Raw genomic sequence first — 19,018 nt, 5'->3', positions numbered from 1 at the left:
TCGAGTCCGGTGGTGGGTTCGTCGAGGAAGATGATCTGGGGGTTGCCGACCAGGGTCATGGCGATGTCGAGGCGGCGCTTCATGCCGCCGGAGTAGGTGGAGGCGGGCTTCTTCGCGGCGTCGGCCAGGTCGAAGCGGGTGAGGAGTTCGGTGGCGACCCGCCGTCCCTCGCGCTTGGACAGGTGGTGCAGGTCGGCCATGAGGAGCATGTTCTCCTCGCCGGTGATCAGTCCGTCGACGGCGGAGAACTGCCCGGTGACACCGATCGCGGCCCGCACGGCGTCCGGTGAGGTGGCGAGGTCGTGGCCCGCGACCTGTGCCTGCCCGCCGTCGGCGGTGATGAGAGTGGAGAGGATCTTGACGGCGGTGGTCTTGCCGGCGCCGTTCGGGCCGAGCAGCGCGAACACGGACCCGGCCGGGATGCGCAGATCGATGCCGTCGAGGACGGTCTTGTCGCCGTAGGACTTGCGCAGAGAGACGGCGGAGACGGCGGCGGGCGACTGCGGACCGTTCCCGCGCCTGGACGTGGGCATGACAGACAAGGGCATGGAGCCCTCCCGTTCGAAAGGGGGTGAAGTGGCTGGGGGAGCGGTCAGGGACGGGCGCGGCGGATGTCGATGTTGCCGTACCGGGTGCGGGCCCGGATCTTGACGGTGTCCTCGGTCTTCTCCGGGGTCTGGGACGAGGTGAGCGCATTGCGCACCTGGCCGGCGCCCGAGCTGATGTCGAGCCAGGCGGCCGTGCCCTCGCGTACTCCGACCTCGATGGCGCCGTAGGAGGTCTCCAGCTGGGCGGTACCGCGGGCCATCTCGCCCACGCGCAGGGTGCCGTGGGCGGTGGTGGCGGTGACCGAGTCCTCGGCACGCCGGATCTCGATGTCGCCGTTGGCGCCGCTGACCCGCAGCTCGCCGGTCGCGGCGCCGACGGTCGTGGTGCCGTGCGAATTCTTGAGGACGGCGGGGCCGTCGACGAGGCCGACGCGCATGCTGCCGGAGCTGGTGGTGATCTCCGCCATGCCCTCGATACGGTCCACGGTGATCGAACCGTGCGACGCGGTCAGCTTCAGTGGACCGGTCGCGTCCAGGCGGACGTCGCCGGAGGAGGTCTTCACCCGGACCTCGCCGAGCCGGCCCTCACCGAGCACCTGGACCCAGGCGCCGCTCGCGTCGACGTCCGAGCCCGCGGGCAGTTCGACCGTCACATCGACGGTGCCGGTGCGGCCCAGGCCCAGCAGATTCGGCTTGGGTGTCCTGACATTCAGCACACCGCTCGCGTAGGTGACCTCGGTCTGGTCCGCCGACCGCACGTCCTGGTCCTTCTTCGCGTCGCGGGGCCGCACCTCCACGACGGTGTCGAGGCGGTCGCCTGCGGTGAACTGGAGGGAACCGGCCTCCACGCGCGCGGTGACCGAGATCGGTTCGGGAGTGTCGAAAGAAGGCATGGCTGTCCCGTCCTCTTGAGTCTTCGAGACGTCCCCGCTGGTGGGACGTGATGGGGTGGAAGTGGTGCGGGCCCAGGCGCGGCTAGGCCGTTTCCGTGAAGTCCCGCCTGGCCCGCGACGCCTGGCCAGCGACGCCTGGCACGCACGCTCGCCGCGTTGTCGGGATCACCCGAGTACGCCCGGTACGAGGGCGACCCTCCGCCTTGCGATCGCACGCACCGGACGCCGCGGGCCCTGCCCTGCGGGCAGACGGCGCTACGTTCCGGACACGACCTAGCGCACCCAGCCCGTGAAGCTCTGCCCGAGGGCCTGGGTCTTCTGCGCCGTACGCGGCCGGGCCCCACCGTCGACCGCGGCCGACACCGCACGCACCAGCCACGCGTTGACCGACAGCCCCTCACGGGCCGCGGCCTCCTCGGCACGGGCCTTCAGATGGGCCGGCAGCCGCAGATTGACGCGCGCGGTGCCACCCTCGTCACCCTCGGGCGGGGCGGGGGCCTGGAGCGGTTCGGCGGGGGGCACGGCCGGCTCCGCGGCGGACGCCGGCGTCACCACGAAGTCGGGATCGAGCCCGCGCAGTCGTACGTCGACCGAGCCGGGGGCGAGCTCCCGGGTGATCTCGGCCGTCGCGGCGGAGAGCACATTGAGCATGGTCAGCCGGGCCGCCGACTCCAACGGAGCGGTAAGCCGCTCCGCCAGCTCCCGGGCTTCGTCACCGCCGGCCTCGGCGGCTACCGCGAGCTCGCGGCGGAGGGTGTCGACATACGGAGTGAGGTCCATGACGCCATCATGGCACCACTGTGGCTCCACCTGCAAGCCGCAACTCGCCATCGCCGCACGCTCATTCCCTTATGTCGACTCTGACCTGCGAAAACCCATCCGCACCCGCTGACGCGCCGATGGCGCCAACCCGCTCCCGTAAACGCCAACCGCTCCCGCTGACGCCAACCCGCGCCACCCGACGCCATGAGTGCCCCCGATCGGTACCGCCCCGCCGGGGCAAGCGACGGCCGTGAGCAGCCGGCCGGCCGGTGCCGTGGCGTGTGGTCGGGCGTATGACGATGGTGCCGGGCACGCCGGGAGCCGACGGGCGGTTGCACCCCGGCCTGCTCCGCCTTTGAGCCGGGGGCGGCCGGCTGCCACGCGTGGTCGGCGTGCATGTGGAGGCGCGCCGGGAAGTACCTCCCTCCGACGTACCCGGTTCCCTCGCTGTTCGGTTGTGGCGGCGGCGAGGACGCCGACCTGATCGGGAGGCGGTTCTGAAGGGATGCGGGACACTCTGCTGTGTGATCGTGATGCAGCCCGTCCTGGAGACATACGCTTCGGACGGTTTCGCCTTCTGGCCCGTCGCCGAGGGTCAGCCGTTCGGGTATCTCGCACTCAGCGGTGGGCTCACCTCTGCCGAGGTTGGGACAGCGGTGAGGCGGATCGCCGAATGCAACGACATCGACCCCGATCCCAACGCGGGGGACGACCGTCCGCCCCGGCCGGCTGACCGGCTCGGATCGTTCCTTCACGGACTGCTCACGTTCGACAGCCTCTTCGCGGCCGGCGGACTGCGAGTCACGGACAGCTCCACAGGCGTCACACTCCTTCCCGGCTGCTGCAACGGGCTGGAGAACTGGCGTGACTGGAGCACGGTCTTGGACGGTAGTGGACCGGTCTTCTTCGGCCATGACCCCGACCCGGGGGCGGAGCTCTTTGGTGACACCGTCCGACTGGTCATCGACGTCGAGCAGAGCGACAGCCCAGTGATCGAGTTGCCGGCCATCGAGCTTCGCCGTCTGCTGGGCGGTGTCGAGCGCGACCTGGCCGACTTCCTCGCGCTGACAGCCGAATGGGCCTCCAGGCAGCTGCCCGACCACTCCCACTCCGTCGTTGCCGCCCTCGCCCGCGTTCTCGACCTGCCTACGCCAGTCGTACCGTCAAGTCGACAGGGCCATCACCCGGCTCCGCCGATGCAGTAGGGGGCCGGCGTTGCAGGCGCTGCCGTCGTGGCGGCCCCGTGAGCACGTTTCACGGGCGCTGGTCTTGTGGTGGCCACCGGGCAGCTGCCCTGTCGGTTCTCGGCGATAGCGTCGTACCCATGGGCTTCACGAGCGCTTGGGCGATCACCAGCCACACAGACAGCGTCATCGCCAGCCTGGCACCTCGGCTGCTGCCTGCCATGCGAGCGGACTGCGCCGAGCCAGACGCCCGACGCCGGTGGCAGGAGTGGTGCCGAACACCCTTCCCTGACCATCGGACCTGGTACGCCTTTGCCGGCACCCCGCCTTCCAGGGCGGCTCGCGCCGCTGCGGTCGAGTCGTTCCGTGAGCTCACAGCGCCGGGCCGTCACGTCGACGAGGTGTGCGATGGCACCGCTGACCCGGCCTTCCACATCGTCGACGACGTCTGGCAGGGGCAAAGCCTCGACGGGATGTTCATCTCCGTCCACTCCAAGCAGTACGCAGTCGCCTCCCTCTTCCACGCTCTCGGACCCGACCGGGCGGCTCTCCTGCCGGGCTGGTGCGGCAACTTCCTCCTCACCTCCGCAGAAGTCCGCACGTACCTCCCGCGCGTGGAGCACGCCCTGTCCTTCGGCACCGTGGAGCGCGCCCTCGCAGACGCCCAGGACTGGCTGCACTACTCGAAGGGCGAGGAGAGTGTCCTGGACGGGCCCCTGCGGGTCTGGCGCGCCGCAGCGCAGAGCGGCCTCGGCCTGTGCGGGGTGGCACTCCACTTGTCGTGACCGTCCTTCCGAAGCCCCTCGGCCGGCAGAGCGCGACATTAGTGGTGGTGGGGCAGGTGTGCCGGCAGTGGGTGGCCCATGCCCCGCGGATGAGCCGCGGACGGTGCCGGAAGTCGTCGACGACGATGACGATGGCGCGGTGTTCGGGGCAAGGGGGTGAGGCGCTGGAAGCTCTTCTGCAGGGCAGGCGGGTCCTGGGCGTGCTCCGCACGCCATCACCACAGTGAACCTTCAGGCCGGCGAACAGGTCCGCTGGCCGCCCCGCCGCCACGCCTCCGACATCGCCCTGCCGGGGAACGACTTCTGGCTCCTGGACGGCCGCATCGTGCAGTTCCACCACTTCACCGGCACCGGCGACTGGGCCGAGAACGCCAAGGAGCGCACCGACGACCCGACGGTGGCCGCCCTGTGCGCGGCCGCGTTCGAGAAGGTCTGGGAGCGGGCGATCCCGCACGAGAAGTACACCGTCTGACCCCCGGCCCGGACAGCACATGCCCGCCTCCCCATCGTCCAGCGCACAGGCAGTTCGCGAAGCCCTCGCGCGGCGCCTGAAGCACCTGATGAAGGACGCCGGCATCAACGGGCGTGTGCTGTCCGCCCGGTGCGGCTGGGACCCGGCAAAGACCTCCCGCATCCTCAACGCCAAGGCCGCGCCCTCCGACACCGACCTGCGCGCCTGGTGCGACGCCTGCCACGCCCAGGCCCAGGCCGCCGACCTCATCGCCACCGCCCGCGCGGTGGAGTCGATGTGCGAGGACTGGCGCCGCCTGCACCGCTCCGGCATGCGCCGGGCCCAGGATGAGGTCCTCGCCCGTACCGCCGAAGCGCAGGTGTGCCGCGCCTACACCTCCAACGTCATCCCCGGCTTCTTCCAGACCGCCGGCTAGGCCGAAGCCCTGATGCGCTCCATCACCGACTTCCAGGGCACCCCCGACGACATCACCGAGACCGTCGCCGCCCGCCTGGCCCGCTCCCGCTACCTGTACGAGGGCGGCCACCGCTTCGTCGTCCTCATCGAGGAGTGGGTGCTGCGCACCCGGAGCGGCACCGCCGAGACGATGACCGGCCAGCTCGCCCACCTGCTTACCGTGATGCCGCTGCCTTCCGTCTCCCTCGGCATCATCCCGCTCGAAGTCCCGCGCACCGTGTGGCCGCTGGAGGCGTTCTACCTCTACGACGACCAGTGCACCGTCGTGGAGACGCTGACCGCGTCCATCAACGTCCGCCAACCCCGCGAGCTCGCCGACTACGCCCGTGCGTTCACCGCCCTCGCCAAGCTCGCCGTCCACGGCGACGCCGCCCGCGCCCGCATCCGGGCCGCGATCGACGCCCTGGAGTGAAGGCCGCGCAATTCTCCGCAACTTCGTTGAGCCCCATCCTCGCCCGCCCATAGCGTCGAATCACCGACGCCACCAGCCACCGGGAGGCCGGACCCCATGCGCGCACGCACCCACGCCACCACCATGACGGCCACCGCCCCGGCGGGCAGCCGCGGCCTCCACCAGCCCGGCTACGGCGTCCCGTCCCCAGCCCTGGTGGCCCGCGCCGACCGTGGATTCGCGCGGTTCCTCGCACGCACCACCCAGACCGACACCGCCCCCACCGACCGCCATGACGCAACGAGGAACCGATGACGACGGTGCTGTACGACCCCGACGGACGCATAGAGGCCGAGCTCCCGCTCGACCGCACCACCCACCAGTGCCTCGTCAAAGCCGTCCTGGCGTGGAAGGGCGACCCCAGCCTCCAAGCCGCGGACTACCAGCAGATCGCCCTCCTGTTCACCGGCGCCGCCCGCTCTGTGGCCCACGACGTACGCCGGCCGCCGGCCGCCTGCCCGCGCGCCGCGCCGCCCGCGCGCTCGCCGAGTACATCCTGGACGACGCCGACCGTCGTCTCGCCGCCCCGCTCGAGGGCACCGCCCGCTGCGCCCAAGAACGCCGACGGAGATGCCTACTTCCCGCGGGTCCAGGACACCGGCGACAGCCGCTACCGCCTCGCCCCGGCCGTCACCTGCGACTGGCGGAACTTCCAGTCCCTTGCCCGCATCGGCCTCGCCCGCCACGACGGAGACGGCGAGCTCGCCCTGCGCCGTGCCCTCGCGCTCGTCCGCCCCTTCGCCGCCATCGACCCCCAGCGCTACGCCTGGGCCGAGCCGGTCGTTCAGGAGATCGTCTCGGCCATCGCCGACGTCGCTTACGAGCTGTCCACCCGCCGCCGCTAGGCCGCCGATTGCGCCGGCGTGCTCTGGGCCGCGCACCAGGGCCTTCTCGCCGCCGAGGAGAACGAACTCCTGCTGCTACCCGCCTACCACGAGCCTGACCCGCCGTCAACAAACCACCGCTAGTGCGTTGGCCGCGAACGCTCGCCGGGGTTTGATCAGGCGGCTTTGGGCCGTGGGCGGCTCCAGCGTTGCTGGCGTTTGCGACGGACCTTGGCGCGTTCGCGGCGTTGGGCGGCCAGGACGTCGGGAGGGCGGACGTTGGCGTTGCGCCACCGCAGGCAGTCCTGGAGTCTGCGGGCGAGCACGATGTGGTTGGGAGGTTCGAGGCAGGCGCGCATGACGAAGTTCCGCAGGGGCCCGAACTGGGTGCTCGGGTTCGCCCATGGCGCGTTTGTGGGCGTCAGGCACAGCTTGACTTTAGTTCCTATTCGCCCAGGTCCGGCTTGCCGGGGTCTTGGGGGTCGGATGGCCTTCCAGTGCCCGGAAAAGCTCGCCGATCAGTTCGCCGAAGGGAGGAAGGAGGAGGCGGAGACTCCGCCCCTGCCCGTCGTCATCGAGAAGCAGAGGCGTTGACGAAATACAGCTCGCTGGACTACGCCTGCCGGGCCTCTCATGCCGCCGGTGGCCGGTTACAAGCGGTCGATTCGGTCTCCCCGGCAGCGGTTGCGGGCGTCGAAGACATACTTAGCATGGCGCTCCACCAGACCGTAGTCGAGGTCGTCGTGGTCGGTCAGGACTACGACCGCGTCGGTAGCCGCGATCTCCGCCTCGGTCAGCTCCACGCACAGCACCCCGGACGGCAGCAATTGTGGATCGGCGTGCGGCTCCACGGCTCGTACCCGCGCGCCGCGTGCCATCAGCAGTTCGGCGACAATGGTGGCAGGAGACTCCCGTACGTCTCCGGTGTTCTTCTTGTACGCAAGCCCCAACACCAGCACCCGTGCGTCGGCCAGCGGCCGTCCGAGTCCGGCCAGGCCGCCCTCGACGCGCCGTACCACGTACTCGGGCATGTGCTCGTTGATCTCGTGGGCAAGGGAGACGAAGCGCACGTCATGCTGGAGCTTCCGCCTTACCTGCCAGGAGAGATATGAGGGATCCACCGGCAGGCAATGACCGCCCACCCCGGGTCCCGGGGTGAAGGGCATGTAGCCGAAGGGCTTGGTGGCGGCCGCGTCCACCGCCTCCCAGATGTCGACACCGAGGGGCCGGGCGCACATCGCGAGTTCGTTGACGAGCGCGATGTTCACCTGCCGGAAGGTGTTCTCCAGCAGCTTGGTCAACTCGGCGGTGCGCGGGGAGGAGACCGGCACGGTCCGGGTCACAATCCGGTCGTAGAACTCCGTGATCGCTTCGAGGGAGTCGTCGTCGATGCCGGAGACGACCTTGGGGGTGTTCTCCAGATGCCACTGGGTGTTGCCCGGGTCGATACGTTCCGGGCTGTACCCGAGCCGGAATTCTTCGCCGGCCCGCAGCCCGCTGCCCGCCTCGAGGATCGGCAGGAGGATCTCCTCGGTGGTGCCGGGGTACGTCGTCGACTCCAGCACCACGACGGCGCCGGGGCGCAGCAGCGGGGCGATCGACCGGCCCGCGCTCTCAACGCACCGCAGGTCCGGGATGCCGTCGCGCAGCGGGGTTGGCACGCTGATCACGCAGACGTCGAAGCCGGCCGCGTCCGCGTAATCGGTGGTGACGCTCAACTGGTCGGAGTCGAGCAGCGGTAGTAGTCGTTCGTTCGGGATGTCCTCGATATACGAGTCGGCAGCCTCCAGCCGTTTGACGCGCTGCTCGTCGCTGTCCAGGCCGGTTACCCGGAAACCCGACTCCGCTGCGCGCACCGCCAGCGGGAGTCCGACGTATCCCAACCCGATCACCAGAACGATGTTCTGTGGGGCTGTTGATCCCATGCGTGATATCTCCGATGTGAGCCGTGTTGTTCGCTCAACATTGGGATATAACAGGCTACTTTTCCTGTGTAATATGCCAGATGCCGCTTTGGCGTCACTCGGATACCGCAACCGGACAGGCGGCGTATGAATCCCACGACGTATTTGGTCACCGGCGGTGCCGGCTTCGTCGGCTCACATCTCACCGACGCCCTGCTTGCACAGGGCCATACAGTCGTCGTCCTCGACAACCTCACCACCGGCCGTGAGGAGAACCTGGACCATGCCCGACAGAATCCATGCTTTCGCTTCGTCCACGGCTCTGTGCTCGACCGGTTGCTCGTGGACGAACTGGTCCGGCAGTGCGACACGGTGATCCATCTCGCCGCAGCCGTCGGCGTCCGGCTGATCGTGGAGCGGCCGCTGCAGTCCTTCACCACCAACATCTCCGGCACCGAGACGGTCATCGAGGCGGCTCACCGTTACCGCCGCAAAGTGCTCCTCGCCTCCACCTCGGAGATCTACGGCAAGAACTCCTCGGGACCGCTCGCCGAGAACGCCGAACGGATCCTGGGCAGTACGAGCGTGGCGCGCTGGTCGTACTCCACTGCCAAAGCCGTCGACGAGATCCTCGCCTTCGCCTATCACCGCGAACTGAACCTGCCGACGATCGTGGTGCGGCTGTTCAATACGGTCGGACCGCGGCAGAGCCCTGCGTACGGGATGGTCGTGCCCCGACTGGTACGCCAGGCCGTGCACGGCGAACCGCTCACCGTGCACGGCGACGGCAAGCAGCGCCGCTGCTTCGCGCACGTCGCCGACGTCGTCGACGCCCTGCTGCGGCTTCTCGCCCATCCGGACGCGGTCGGCAAGGTCTTCAACATCGGTACGAACGAAGAGACCACCATTGCCGGACTGGCCGCCCGCGTCATCGCACGCAGCGCCAGCGACTCCGAGATCCGGCTCGTCCCGTACCACCAGGCGTACGGCGAGGGCTTCGAGGACATGGAGCGCCGACTGCCCGACACTGAGCGGATTCGTGCCCTGACCGGCTGGCGGCCGCAGCACACCCTCGACGACATTCTCGACGCGACCATCGCCGAGGCGCGCGTCGAGCGCAGCGGTGCCGGCCTGATCCTGGCCTGAGAGGACCTTCACGTGCCCTACACGCTGGCGGCCGCAGCGGCCGCCCTGCTGCTCACCGCCGTACTGACCGGACTCCTGCGTGCCCTCGCGCTGCGGTGGGGACACTCCTGTGCCGGCCTCCTCGACCGTCCCGCCGGCCACAAGGCGCACACTCGGCCCATCCCCCACCTCGGCGGGGTCGCAGTGGTCGTGGGGACCCTCGGCGCGGCCTCCTCGGGGCCTTGGACCGGACAGGCGCTGGTGGGCCGGGAGGTCGGCACGCTGCTCATGGCCGGAGCCGCCGTCGCCGTGCTCGGGTTGGTCGACGACTTGCGGCCGCTGGGACCCCGGGCGCGACTCGTCGTCGAGACGGGTGCCGCGGGGACCGTCGCGTACAGCAGCGGACTGGGGTTGGTGACCGGAGCCCTCGCCGTGCTGTGGATCGTCTTCGTCACCAATGCTTTCAACCTGCTGGACAACTCCGACGGTGTGATGGGGACAGTCGCGGCCCTCGTCGCGCTGGGGCTCGCCATCTGCGCGATCACCGAGGGCCGTACCGGCCTCGCCCTCCTGCTCTGTGTACTGGCCGCCGCCCTCAGCGGCTTCCTGCTGCACAACTGGCATCCCGCCCGGATCTTCCTCGGTGACTGCGGCTCGCTGTTCACCGGTTTCGTGCTGTCCTCCGCCGCTGTACTGCTGCACACCAGCCACACCCCGGCCCGCACCGCGGGCGCACTGCTCGCCTTCACCCTCATCGTCACCGCCGACACCGCGCTCGTTCTCGTCTCCCGTCACCGGCAGGGCCGCCCGCTGCTGCTCGGCGGCACCGACCACATTGCGCACCGGCTGCGGCGGCTCGGCCTGACGGTGCCCGGAACGGCTGTGGTACTGGGCGTCATCGCGTTCGTCGGGACGCTCATCGGGCTGCTGATCTACCACGCCTGGCTGCCGCCCTCCGCCGTGCTGCCGGTGGCGGGCGGCGCGGTGCTGGCCTGCCGCAGCATGCTCAGGGTGCCTGTGTACGAGCCCGGCCGGATCGGCCGGCCCAGGCGCCGGGACCGCCGGACTGTTGACAGCCCCCGTGTGGCCGGGGCTATCGATGCGGCACGCGGATGACGGCCAAGGACGTGCGCGTGCCGGCCACCGCGCGCACGGACGTGTCCACCGGCCTGCCCACCGTCCTATGTGCCGGAGTTCCCGTGGCCGCAGTGACTCCGGACGCCGCGGCCGCAGCGGTGATCCGTCTCGCCGCAGAAGGCGTGGCGGCCGACATCCACCTCTGCAACGCGTACACCCTTGCCCTCGCCGACCGGGATGCGCGACTGGCACAGGCGCTGCGGACTGCGACCCTCAATCTCCCCGACGGGCAAGGGGTGGTCTGGGCCAACCGGATCGCCCACCGAAGCCGCTCCGTGCCGCCGACGCGCGTGTACGGCCCCGACCTCTTTCTGGACGTCTTCCGTGACGGCCAGGACGTGGGCATGCGTCATTACCTCCTCGGCTCCACCCCAGCGGTACTGGAACGGCTGGCCTCCGAACTGCGGGCCCGTTTCCCGCGGGCCCGGATCGTAGGCATCGAGTCACCGCCCTTCCGCGAACCGACCGACGCCGAGCGACAGTCGCAGCTGGAACGGATCCGAGACAGCGGCGCCCAGATCGTCTGGCTCGGCCTCGGCACCCCCAGACAGGACTACGAGGCCGCCCGGCTGGCCACCGCGCACCCCGCGGTGTTCGCCGCCGTCGGCGCCGCCTTCGACTTCGTTTCCGGCAACAAGCCGCAGGCCCCGCTGTGGATGCAGCGACACGGCCTGGAATGGCTCTTCCGACTCTGCAGCGAACCACGTCGGCTGTGGCGCCGGGTGCTGTGGGGGCATCCCCGTTTCCTCTGGGCAGCATACAAAGGAGCACGAAAGTGACTTTCCTTCACCGCTTGCGCAGTGCCCTGTAGCGCCTGGGCATCGACCCTGCCTGGACGGTTCTGCCGCAGGTGCTCGGCGACCACTGCGGCACTACCGTCATGAACTTCGCGGGCAACGCCGGTGCCGGCACTTCCGCCCAGCCCATGCTCGGCCGCCACCGCGCGGCCTGATGAGCGAACAGACCGCTGCCGCGCCGGCCGCAGCCCCGGGACGCGGTCACGGACGCCGAACTGGCAGGTGTGCGCGAGCGGTATGGGCTGACCGGCCCTGGCTCAACCGAGCTGCTTGGCCGGCCTGCGGCGCCCCTGCCGTACGGACGCAATGAGTTACACATCGAGGGAATGGCCCCCAGAGTGGCCCGTGGAGAGGAAGGCTCTTCCATGGCAGTACGTGATCTACGCTTCAAACGCTTCCTCTGCGTCGTCGGCCTCGGCGCGGCCCTTCTCCTGGTCGTCACAGGCAGCGTCGGCTGGTTCCTCTATCAACGCCTCGACAGCAATATCCGTACGGACCAGAAGACCGCCCGCACGCTCGCGACCGACCACGGCTCCCGTCCTCGGGCCGTTGCGCACGGAGCCGAGAACATCCTGCTTCTCGGCTCCGACCGGGAGGGCAACTACGGCGGCGAGCGCAGCGACACGACGATCCTGTTCCATCTCTCGGCAGACCGCCGCAGCGCCTCGCTGGTGAGCGTGCCGCGCGACGTGATGGTCGATATCCCCAGCTGTCTGCGGCCCGACGGGACGCGCAGCCGGGCGCAGTACGCGCAGTTCAACTTGGCCTTCCAGTTCGGCGGGGCTGCCTGCGCGATCCGCGCCTTCGAGAAGCTCACCGGCGTCCGCGTCGACCACCATCTCGTCATCGACTTCACCGGCTTCGAGAAGGTCGTGGACGCGGTCGGAGGCGTGGAGGTCGAGGTCCACGAACCCATGACCGTTCCGGACTCCACCGTTGTGCTCAGCCCGGGCAGACAACTGCTCCGCGGCGACCAGGCGCTCGTGTTCGTACGCGCGCGAACGGGCGTCGGTGACGGTAGCGATCTGCAGCGCATCGAGCGCCAGAAGGAGTTCATCGACGATCTGTTGCGGGAAGTGCGCGGCAGCGGCACGCTCGCCAACCCGACGCGCCTGTATCCGGTGTTGAGAGCGGTCACGTCCTCGCTGGTCGCCGACCCCGGGCTCGACTCGCTCGGTGAGCTGTACGACCTGGTGGAAGGGGCCCGTAACATCCCCGCGAAGCGGACGTCGCTGGTCACGATTCCCTGTAACCCCCGATACGAGGACGGTTACATGATGGTCGAGGACCAGGCGGAGAAGCTCTTCAAGGCTCTGCGTGAGGACAGGCCGCTTCCGACACGCCTGTACAACGCGTACGACAAGACGCAGGAAGAGCCCTCATAGAGGTGGGGTCTGGGGATCATCAGCCGACGGTGCGCGGAGGCCAAACGCATGAACTCTCAGCTCTCCCGCCCCGAATTCCGGAAGACGGAACGTGCAACGCATACCTTCCCCCGCATGACAGTCATTCCAGCGAATCCCTCCATGGGGACGCTTCAAGAGCACGGGCATGATGCCGGCCACGACTACGCGAAGGGTTCACCGCACATCCGTCATCACAGCGTCCGCGAGCGTGTGATCGCGGGCGTGCACGCCGTGGTAAGTGATGTCATCGAGCGGAACGGCACATGCCACGTTTTGGAACTCGGCGCCGGGCACGGCACCTTTACCGATCACGTGGTGGCGGCCGGCGCCGACGTTGAGGTGACGGAGATGAGCATGCCAAGTGTGATGGTGCTCCGGAGCCGCTTCCGAAACAATCCGAAGGTCACTGTGACCTTCGACGGCGACGGGCAAGCGGATCGCAACGGGAGTCCGCTCGGAGCTGCTGTGTGCATCTCCGTACTGCACCATATTCCGGACTATCTTGAGACGGTAAAGCGGCTCGTAGAGCGCATCCAGCCCGGTGGCGGGTTCTTCAGCATCCAGGACCCGCTCTGGTATCCACGGCGGTCTCGGACGTCCATGAGCCTTGACCGCAATGCGTACTTGCTCTGGAGACTCGGCCAAGGCGAAGTTCGCCGAGGTCTGGCCACCCGGATGCGTCGGCTGCGCGGCGTCTACGACGAGACCAATGAAGCCGACATGGTGGAGTACCACGTCGTACGCAACGGGCTCGACGAACAGGCATTGTGCGCGCTCCTGGAACCCGCCTTCGAGAAGGTAGAGCTGCAGCGCTACTGGTCTACTCAGTCCGGGCTGCTGCAAGCAGTCGGAGACAGGCTCGGCCCACCGAACACCTTTGGGATCCTGGCCCGGAACCGTCGCTGAGAAGGCGCCGGCCTTCCGAGGAGGGCGCTTTCGTCACGAGGCATGAACGCCCGCGCAGCCGCTGGCAGGAACATCAGCAGCGACGCCCACGTCCACGTGTGCGCCAGACGGACAGGATCGTCTCGCGGTGCTTGTGACTGGCAATCAGCGCTGGTCCGGGATGGCAACACGCAGAATTTTTCGATCAGACTTGCATCATTGACGGACAAGCAGCGCGAATACGTCCAATCTGGCCGGGCGCTGTCTTAAATGACTGGATGAGGTGTACAGCTTGGAACTCCGCACCATCCTGAAAGCGCTGGCTCGGAGCTGGCCCGCCGTCCTCGCCTGCATTCTGGTGGGCGTTGCGGCCGGCTGGGGCGCCACCACCCTGTCGACGCCCGTCTACCAGGCGCGCGCCCAGTTGTTCGTCTCCGCACAGTCCGGTGGCGACACCATGGAGCTCCAGCAGGGCAACAGCTTCTCACTGGCCCGGGTCCAGTCGTACGCATCCATCGTGACTAGCCGTCAGGTCACCCGGCACGTCGTCTCCTCCCTCGGCCTTGACACCAAGCCGGACGAACTCGCCGGCCGGATCACCGCGGAAGCCCCGATCGGTACCGTATTGATCAACATCACGGTCAGCGACACCGAGCGGCGTCGCGCGGCGGACATCGCCAACGCCGTTGCCTACCGCTTCAGCGACGTCGTTGAGCGTCTGGAGAGCCTCGATCCCGCACCCCCCGCCTCTGCGGCCAAGTCCCCGGTGAAGCTGAGCGTCACCCAGACCGCCTCGGCCCCCTCCGCCCCGGTCAGCCCGCGCCCCGCTCTCAACCTCGCCGCGGGCCTGCTCGCCGGGCTGCTGCTGGGGGCAGGCGCCGCCGTCCTCCGGGAGACCCTCGATACAACCCTCAAGACCGCGGACGCCGTGACCGCTCTCACGAGCCTTCCCGTACTCAGCTCCATTCCGTTCGACAAGGAGAGCCCGCAGCAGCCGCTGGCCTCCGGTGCCGCGGCGCACTCGGCACGGGCCGAGGCCTACCGCCATCTGCGGACAAACCTGCAGTTCGCTCAGATCGGCGAGCGGCCCCGGATCATCGTCGTCACCAGTTCGCTGCCGGGCGAGGGCAAGACCAGCACTGCGGTCAACCTCGCCTTCTCGCTCACCGAAGGCGGTATCTCCACCTGCCTCGTCGACGCCGATCTGCGCAGCCCCGCCGTGGCCCACGCCTTCGGGCTCGTCCGGGACGCCGGACTGACCAACGTGCTGATCGGCCAGGCGCGGATCGGGGACGTGATGCAGAGCGCAGGCGGGCTGTCCGTCCTGACCAGCGGTCCCCTGCCGCCCAACCCTACCGAGCTGCTCGCCTCCGAGCGGATGGCGGAGTTGCTGCGCGACCTCGCCGCCGACTACGAGGCCGTGATCGTCGACACCGCCCCGCTGCTGCCCGTCGCCGACACGGCGGGGCTCGCTACCTTCGCCCACGGCGCACTCCTGGTCGTACGGGCCGGAAAGACCCCGGGCGATCGGGTCAGGGCGGCCGCTGAAGCCCTGCACACGCTGGGAGTGCGGACCCTCGGCGCGGTCTTCAGCATGAGCCCGATGCCGAGGTACGCCGCATATGGATACGGCTACGGAGACTCGTCGGCCGCGTGGCCGACCCCGGCTCCCATGCCCCCGCGTCCGCGCACTGGGTCGGTACTGTCCCGCGGGGCGGCACTGCTGCGCGGTGAGACCAAATGACGCGCCTCGACCGCTCGGCCAGGGTCCATGTCGCCGGGCACCAGGGCCTTGTCGGCTCCGCCGTCGTACGGCATCTGGTCGCAGAGGGCTTCACCGATCTCCTCGTACGCAGCTCCCGCGAGCTCGACCTGCGCGACCGGGAAGCGGTACGCGCCCTGTACGCCGCCGAGCATCCCCACACCGTCGTCCTGGCCGCCGCCCGCGTCGGCGGCATCGCGGCCAACGCGGCCCAGCCGGTGGAGTTCCTCTCCGACAATCTCCGGATCCAGCTCAATGTCCTCGACGCCGCGCGCGAGTACGGCGTCGAACGACTGCTGCTGCTCGGCTCCAGTTGCATCTACCCTAAGCACACCCCGCAGCCGATCCCGGAAAGCGCCCTGCTCACCGGCCCGCTGGAGCCCACCAACGACGCCTACGCCATCGCCAAGATCGCCGGGATCATTCACGTCCAGGCGCTGCGAAGGCAGTACGGGCTCCCGTACATCTCGGCGATGCCCACCAACCTGTACGGGCCGGGCGACAACATCGACCCGCGCACCTGCCACGTCCTGCCGGCCATGCTGCGCCGTACGCACGAGGCACACGTACGCGGCGAGCGCCGGCTCACCCACTGGGGGACCGGCACCCCCCGCCGGGAGTTCCTGCACACCGACGACCTGGCCCGGGCCTGTCTGTTCCTGCTGGAGGTGTACGACGGCGGGCAGCCCGTCAACGTCGGCACCGGCGAGGACCTGGAGCTGAGTGAACTGGCCCGGCTGGTGGCTGAAGTGGTCGGCTATCGCGGAACGATCGACTGGGACAGTTCCAAGCCGGACGGCACCCCGCGCAAACTGCTCGACACCACTTTGATCAATTCCCTGGGCTGGAAACCGAAGACCGGACTGCGCGAGGGAATCGAAGAGACCTACGCATGGCTGCTGTCGCGGCTCGGCTGACCGTCCTCTTCATCTGCACCGGCAATGTGCACCGCTCCCCGCTGGCTGAGCGACTGCTGGCGGCCAGGCTCCCGGAAGCACGGGTGGGCAGTGCGGGCACTATGGCCCAGCACATTATGGGCATGCATCCGGCGACCCGTTCAGTGTTGGAACAACTGGGCGGAGACGGTGCGGGGTTCACGTCCCGGAGGCTGATGCCGGAACTGGTGTCGGAGGCCGATCTCGTACTGGGTCTTGATCGGGAGCACCGGGAGACGGCGGTACGGTTGTGGCCCGTTGCTCTGCGCAAGTGCTTCACGGTCAGGGAGTTCCTGCGGCTGAGCAGGGGGGGCGGCGAACCGGTGTGGAGATCGGAGTCCGCCCACGGGGACGTGGCACCGCCCCGCGAAGTGATCTCCCGGGCAGCGGCCGCGCGCGGCAGCTTGGCGCCGGTCTCGCGGGCCGAGGACGGGATCACCGATCCCTGCGGAGCTCCGTACGACGTACTGCTGGCCTGCGGGCAGGAAATCGACGAGGCGGCCGCGACCCTGGCCGCGCTGCTGCGGGAGCGGGGGCGCGCACAGCGGACCGAGTGCTGAGCTTTTCACCCGAAGGAGCGGTCGACGCAGGGACGGGGACAGGTCGGCCTCGACAAGACAGGGTGCAGGCGCCAGAGCCGGCGAGGGAGATGGCGAGCCCGACGGCGGTACTGGTCTACCCCCGCCGGGCAGCGAGCTGTTAACGCTGACGCCTTTCGGCCGCTGCCCGGTCCGGGCCGGATGGAGGCGACTGCCTGCCGATGATCCGGCCGAATAGACAGTAGCTGGATCTTGTTGAACTAGCCCAGTGTCAGGGTGTAGTTGCGGCCCTCTGTTCGGCGGACGACGTAGCCCACTGCCTCAAGGCGGCCCAGTCGCCGACGCAGGACCCAGGGATTCTCCGGTGCGTCGAACTCCACGCAGAGCACCCGGGGCAGGATTCTCTCTGCCGCGATCCAGTCCAGGACCGCGCCCTCCGCACCTTCGATATCCATCTTCAGCAGGTCGACATGGTCGTGCCCCAGCTTCTCGGTGAACGTCGCCAGCGAATGGCACTGGGCGTCGAACCCCGGACCGCTGCCGCGGACCTCCGTCGCGGAATGGGAGACGTGCGCGGAGTCGGCGGGTGGGTGGAAGTGCACAAGGGCGTCCTCCTTCCACAGCCCGAAAGGGAGGAAGTGCCATCGCGGTTCGGTGATTCGACTCGCGTACTCGATGGAGCGCGGCGTGGGATCCATCGCCCATACTTCGCAGCCGAACCGTTCAATGAGGGCGAGGTCGAAGCTCGCGTCCTCCCCGACCCCTGCCGCGTAGACAACCGAGTCCTCGGCGATCAGGCTGGTGGGGATCCACCAGCCCCCGTAATTACTGCCCAGACGTTCCAGATCGTCGCGAGGCAGAATCCGGGTCAGCCGGGGTACGACAACCTCCGCCGCCTTAAGTTTGATCCGTCGGACCAGAGGTGTCACCGCGACCCTTTCGATGGCAGTTCTCGGCAACGGTCGACGTAGTCCGTCGTTCCGCGTCACCGCGCACCCGGATACTTGTGAACCTCGGTGCCGAGCGCGCGAAATGCCACTGAATTGACCGTCATGACCAGAACCCTAAGCCGCGTTCGGAAGTCGCCGGGTATACAAGAACGCTGCCACGGGGGAGTCCACACCGTCGGCGTATGAGGTCGCCGGGGCGCCTCGCCGACTCGACCACCCGGCTCCGACCGGAATCGGCCCGGCAAGCGGCGCGGTTCATCGGACTCGGATCAGCGCCCGGCCCGGTTCAACACTTACGCACCGTTCGTCTGGTACTGATGGGATGCGCGAGTTGAGGAGTGTTCCGTGCCGTCAGTCCGCATCGCCGTGTTGATGACCAGCCACAATCGACGCGAAATGACCATGTCGGCGCTTGCCGCGCTCGCAGAACAGCACGGAGTGCCGGAGGACATGGCCGTCCGTACTTATCTGGTTGACGCGGGCAGTACCGACGGTACCCCCCGCGCGGTCCGGGCCACCCACCCGGGAGTACAAGTCACGACGGTCGGCAGTGATGTCTACTGGGGCCACGGCATGCGCATCGCCAGCCGCGGGAGCCGACGGGCCGACGAGCCGGAATGGGACTACCAGCTCTGGCTCAACGACGATGTGAAACTGGACGCCGACGCCCTGTCCACACTGCTCGAAACCGCTCGCGCGGTCGGGTCCGGCAAGGTTGTCGTCGGCGCCGTACGGGCGCTGGACGGCCTCCGCACAACGTACTCCGGTCGCCGAGGCCGGGCCCTCGCGCTGGTCGAACCCACTGGGCGGCCCGAGCCCTGCGACACGTACAACGGGAACGTGGTGCTCTTGCCCCGCGCCGTGTGGGAACAGGTCGGGGACATTGACGAGGTATTCCGCCACGGCATGGGGGACTACGACCACGGACTGCGTGCCCGCAGAGCCGGCATCCCCGCCTATGTGACGCCCCGCCACGTCGGAAGCTGCGACTACGGCCCGCCCCTGACCGGCTCCCGTGAACCGGGCATCGGGGTGCGGGAGGCGCTGCGCCGTGTCACCTCACAGCGCGAACTACCGCCCCGTCAATGGTGGATCTACTGCTTGCGGCACGCCTGGCCGTGGGCCCCGTTTCTGCTGTTCTCCCCTTACGCGAAGGCGGCTGCGCGAGCCGTAGTCCGCCGCTCCTGCGCGGAGGGTTGATCC

At 68.9% G+C, this 19,018-nt stretch carries 19 protein-coding genes and 2 pseudogenes; 15 read left to right on the top strand and 6 right to left on the bottom strand.

Going from position 1 to position 19,018, the window contains the following annotated elements; translation table 11 throughout:
* The 3 genes from IE136_RS15585 to IE136_RS15575 form a co-directional block, all read right to left on the bottom strand.
* Nucleotides 1-533: ABC transporter ATP-binding protein (locus IE136_RS15585; protein ID WP_189600640.1), on the bottom strand; the 533-nt coding region annotated here is incomplete at its 3' end.
* A 59-nt stretch (nt 534-592) separates the two neighbouring features.
* A complete protein-coding gene (locus IE136_RS15580) occupies nt 593-1,441 on the bottom strand; it encodes a DUF4097 family beta strand repeat-containing protein (RefSeq protein ID WP_158993479.1) in 849 nt (282 codons plus the stop codon).
* A gap of 273 nt (nt 1,442-1,714) precedes the next feature.
* Nucleotides 1,715-2,221, bottom strand: a complete 507-nt coding sequence (locus IE136_RS15575; RefSeq protein ID WP_158993481.1) for a toxin-antitoxin system HicB family antitoxin — start codon at nt 2,219-2,221, stop codon at nt 1,715-1,717.
* A 506-nt stretch (nt 2,222-2,727) separates the two neighbouring features.
* Here IE136_RS15575 and IE136_RS15570 point away from each other — a divergent pair.
* The 6 genes and pseudogenes from IE136_RS15570 (at nt 2,728) to IE136_RS35630 (ending at nt 6,396) form a co-directional block, all read left to right on the top strand.
* A complete protein-coding gene (locus IE136_RS15570) occupies nt 2,728-3,408 on the top strand; it encodes a hypothetical protein (protein ID WP_229818870.1) in 681 nt (226 codons plus the stop codon).
* 380 nt (nt 3,409-3,788) lie between these two features.
* Nucleotides 3,789-4,172 (top strand): hypothetical protein, encoded by a 384-nt coding sequence (locus IE136_RS15565; RefSeq protein ID WP_189600639.1) that lies wholly within the window; start codon nt 3,789-3,791, stop codon nt 4,170-4,172.
* A gap of 199 nt (nt 4,173-4,371) precedes the next feature.
* Nucleotides 4,372-4,644: pseudogene (locus IE136_RS15560) on the top strand (DUF6879 family protein); the annotation flags it as partial.
* 19 nt (nt 4,645-4,663) lie between these two features.
* Nucleotides 4,664-5,512 (top strand): annotated as a pseudogene (locus tag IE136_RS15555) (helix-turn-helix domain-containing protein).
* Nucleotides 5,513-5,608: 96 nt separating this feature from the next.
* Nucleotides 5,609-5,806 carry a hypothetical protein gene (locus IE136_RS15550; RefSeq protein WP_189600638.1) on the top strand — a complete coding sequence of 66 codons (198 nt, stop codon included), beginning with the start codon at nt 5,609-5,611 and terminating at the stop codon, nt 5,804-5,806.
* Nucleotides 5,803-6,396: a hypothetical protein gene (locus IE136_RS35630; protein WP_229818869.1), complete on the top strand. Its 594-nt coding sequence runs from the start codon at nt 5,803-5,805 to the stop codon at nt 6,394-6,396. The genes IE136_RS15550 and IE136_RS35630 overlap by 4 nt, the downstream gene beginning before the upstream one ends.
* Before the next feature lie 155 nt (nt 6,397-6,551).
* Here the strand turns inward: IE136_RS35630 and IE136_RS35625 are convergent, their stop codons facing one another.
* Both IE136_RS35625 and IE136_RS15535 read right to left on the bottom strand, forming a co-directional pair.
* A complete protein-coding gene (locus tag IE136_RS35625) occupies nt 6,552-6,734 on the bottom strand; it encodes a hypothetical protein (RefSeq protein WP_229818868.1) in 183 nt (60 codons plus the stop codon).
* Nucleotides 6,735-7,025: 291 nt separating this feature from the next.
* The gene (locus IE136_RS15535) at nt 7,026-8,300 is read right to left on the bottom strand and encodes a nucleotide sugar dehydrogenase (protein WP_189600637.1); all 1,275 of its coding nucleotides are present in this window, start codon (nt 8,298-8,300) and stop codon (nt 7,026-7,028) included.
* Between the two features lie 126 nt (nt 8,301-8,426).
* Between IE136_RS15535 and IE136_RS15530 the strand changes: the two genes are divergently transcribed.
* From IE136_RS15530 to IE136_RS15495, 8 genes are all read left to right on the top strand, one after another.
* Nucleotides 8,427-9,425 (top strand): NAD-dependent epimerase/dehydratase family protein, encoded by a 999-nt coding sequence (locus IE136_RS15530; RefSeq protein ID WP_158993489.1) that lies wholly within the window; start codon nt 8,427-8,429, stop codon nt 9,423-9,425.
* A 12-nt stretch (nt 9,426-9,437) separates the two neighbouring features.
* Nucleotides 9,438-10,520, top strand: coding sequence for an MraY family glycosyltransferase (locus IE136_RS15525; protein WP_158993491.1), 1,083 nt, complete (start codon nt 9,438-9,440; stop codon nt 10,518-10,520).
* A gap of 17 nt (nt 10,521-10,537) precedes the next feature.
* A complete protein-coding gene (locus IE136_RS15520) occupies nt 10,538-11,320 on the top strand; it encodes a WecB/TagA/CpsF family glycosyltransferase (RefSeq protein ID WP_158993493.1) in 783 nt (260 codons plus the stop codon).
* 383 nt (nt 11,321-11,703) lie between these two features.
* The gene (locus tag IE136_RS15515; RefSeq protein WP_189600636.1) at nt 11,704-12,723 is read left to right on the top strand and encodes an LCP family protein; all 1,020 of its coding nucleotides are present in this window, start codon (nt 11,704-11,706) and stop codon (nt 12,721-12,723) included.
* A gap of 114 nt (nt 12,724-12,837) precedes the next feature.
* On the top strand, nt 12,838-13,650 hold the full coding sequence (locus IE136_RS15510; protein ID WP_229818867.1) for a class I SAM-dependent methyltransferase: 813 nt from the start codon (nt 12,838-12,840) through the stop codon (nt 13,648-13,650).
* Between the two features lie 271 nt (nt 13,651-13,921).
* The gene (locus IE136_RS15505; RefSeq protein ID WP_158993497.1) at nt 13,922-15,373 is read left to right on the top strand and encodes a tyrosine-protein kinase domain-containing protein; all 1,452 of its coding nucleotides are present in this window, start codon (nt 13,922-13,924) and stop codon (nt 15,371-15,373) included.
* On the top strand, nt 15,370-16,308 hold the full coding sequence (locus IE136_RS15500) for a GDP-L-fucose synthase family protein (protein WP_158993499.1): 939 nt from the start codon (nt 15,370-15,372) through the stop codon (nt 16,306-16,308). Before IE136_RS15505 ends, IE136_RS15500 begins: the two co-directional genes overlap by 4 nt.
* Nucleotides 16,284-16,886, top strand: coding sequence for an arsenate-mycothiol transferase ArsC (locus IE136_RS15495; protein WP_189600635.1), 603 nt, complete (start codon nt 16,284-16,286; stop codon nt 16,884-16,886). The genes IE136_RS15500 and IE136_RS15495 overlap by 25 nt, the downstream gene beginning before the upstream one ends.
* Nucleotides 16,887-17,125: 239 nt before the next feature.
* Here the strand turns inward: IE136_RS15495 and IE136_RS15490 are convergent, their stop codons facing one another.
* Nucleotides 17,126-17,794 (bottom strand): FkbM family methyltransferase, encoded by a 669-nt coding sequence (locus tag IE136_RS15490; protein WP_158993503.1) that lies wholly within the window; start codon nt 17,792-17,794, stop codon nt 17,126-17,128.
* A gap of 366 nt (nt 17,795-18,160) precedes the next feature.
* Between IE136_RS15490 and IE136_RS15485 the strand changes: the two genes are divergently transcribed.
* Nucleotides 18,161-19,015 (top strand): glycosyltransferase family 2 protein, encoded by an 855-nt coding sequence (locus tag IE136_RS15485; RefSeq protein WP_189600634.1) that lies wholly within the window; start codon nt 18,161-18,163, stop codon nt 19,013-19,015.
* The last annotated feature ends 3 nt before the right edge of the window (nt 19,016-19,018 follow it).

It is taken from the genome of Streptomyces lateritius, assembly GCF_014649715.1.
In the GTDB taxonomy this organism is placed as follows: domain Bacteria; phylum Actinomycetota; class Actinomycetes; order Streptomycetales; family Streptomycetaceae; genus Streptomyces; species Streptomyces lateritius.
Note: the sequence above shows the minus strand (reverse complement) of the source record. Positions and strands in the feature narration are given on the sequence as shown.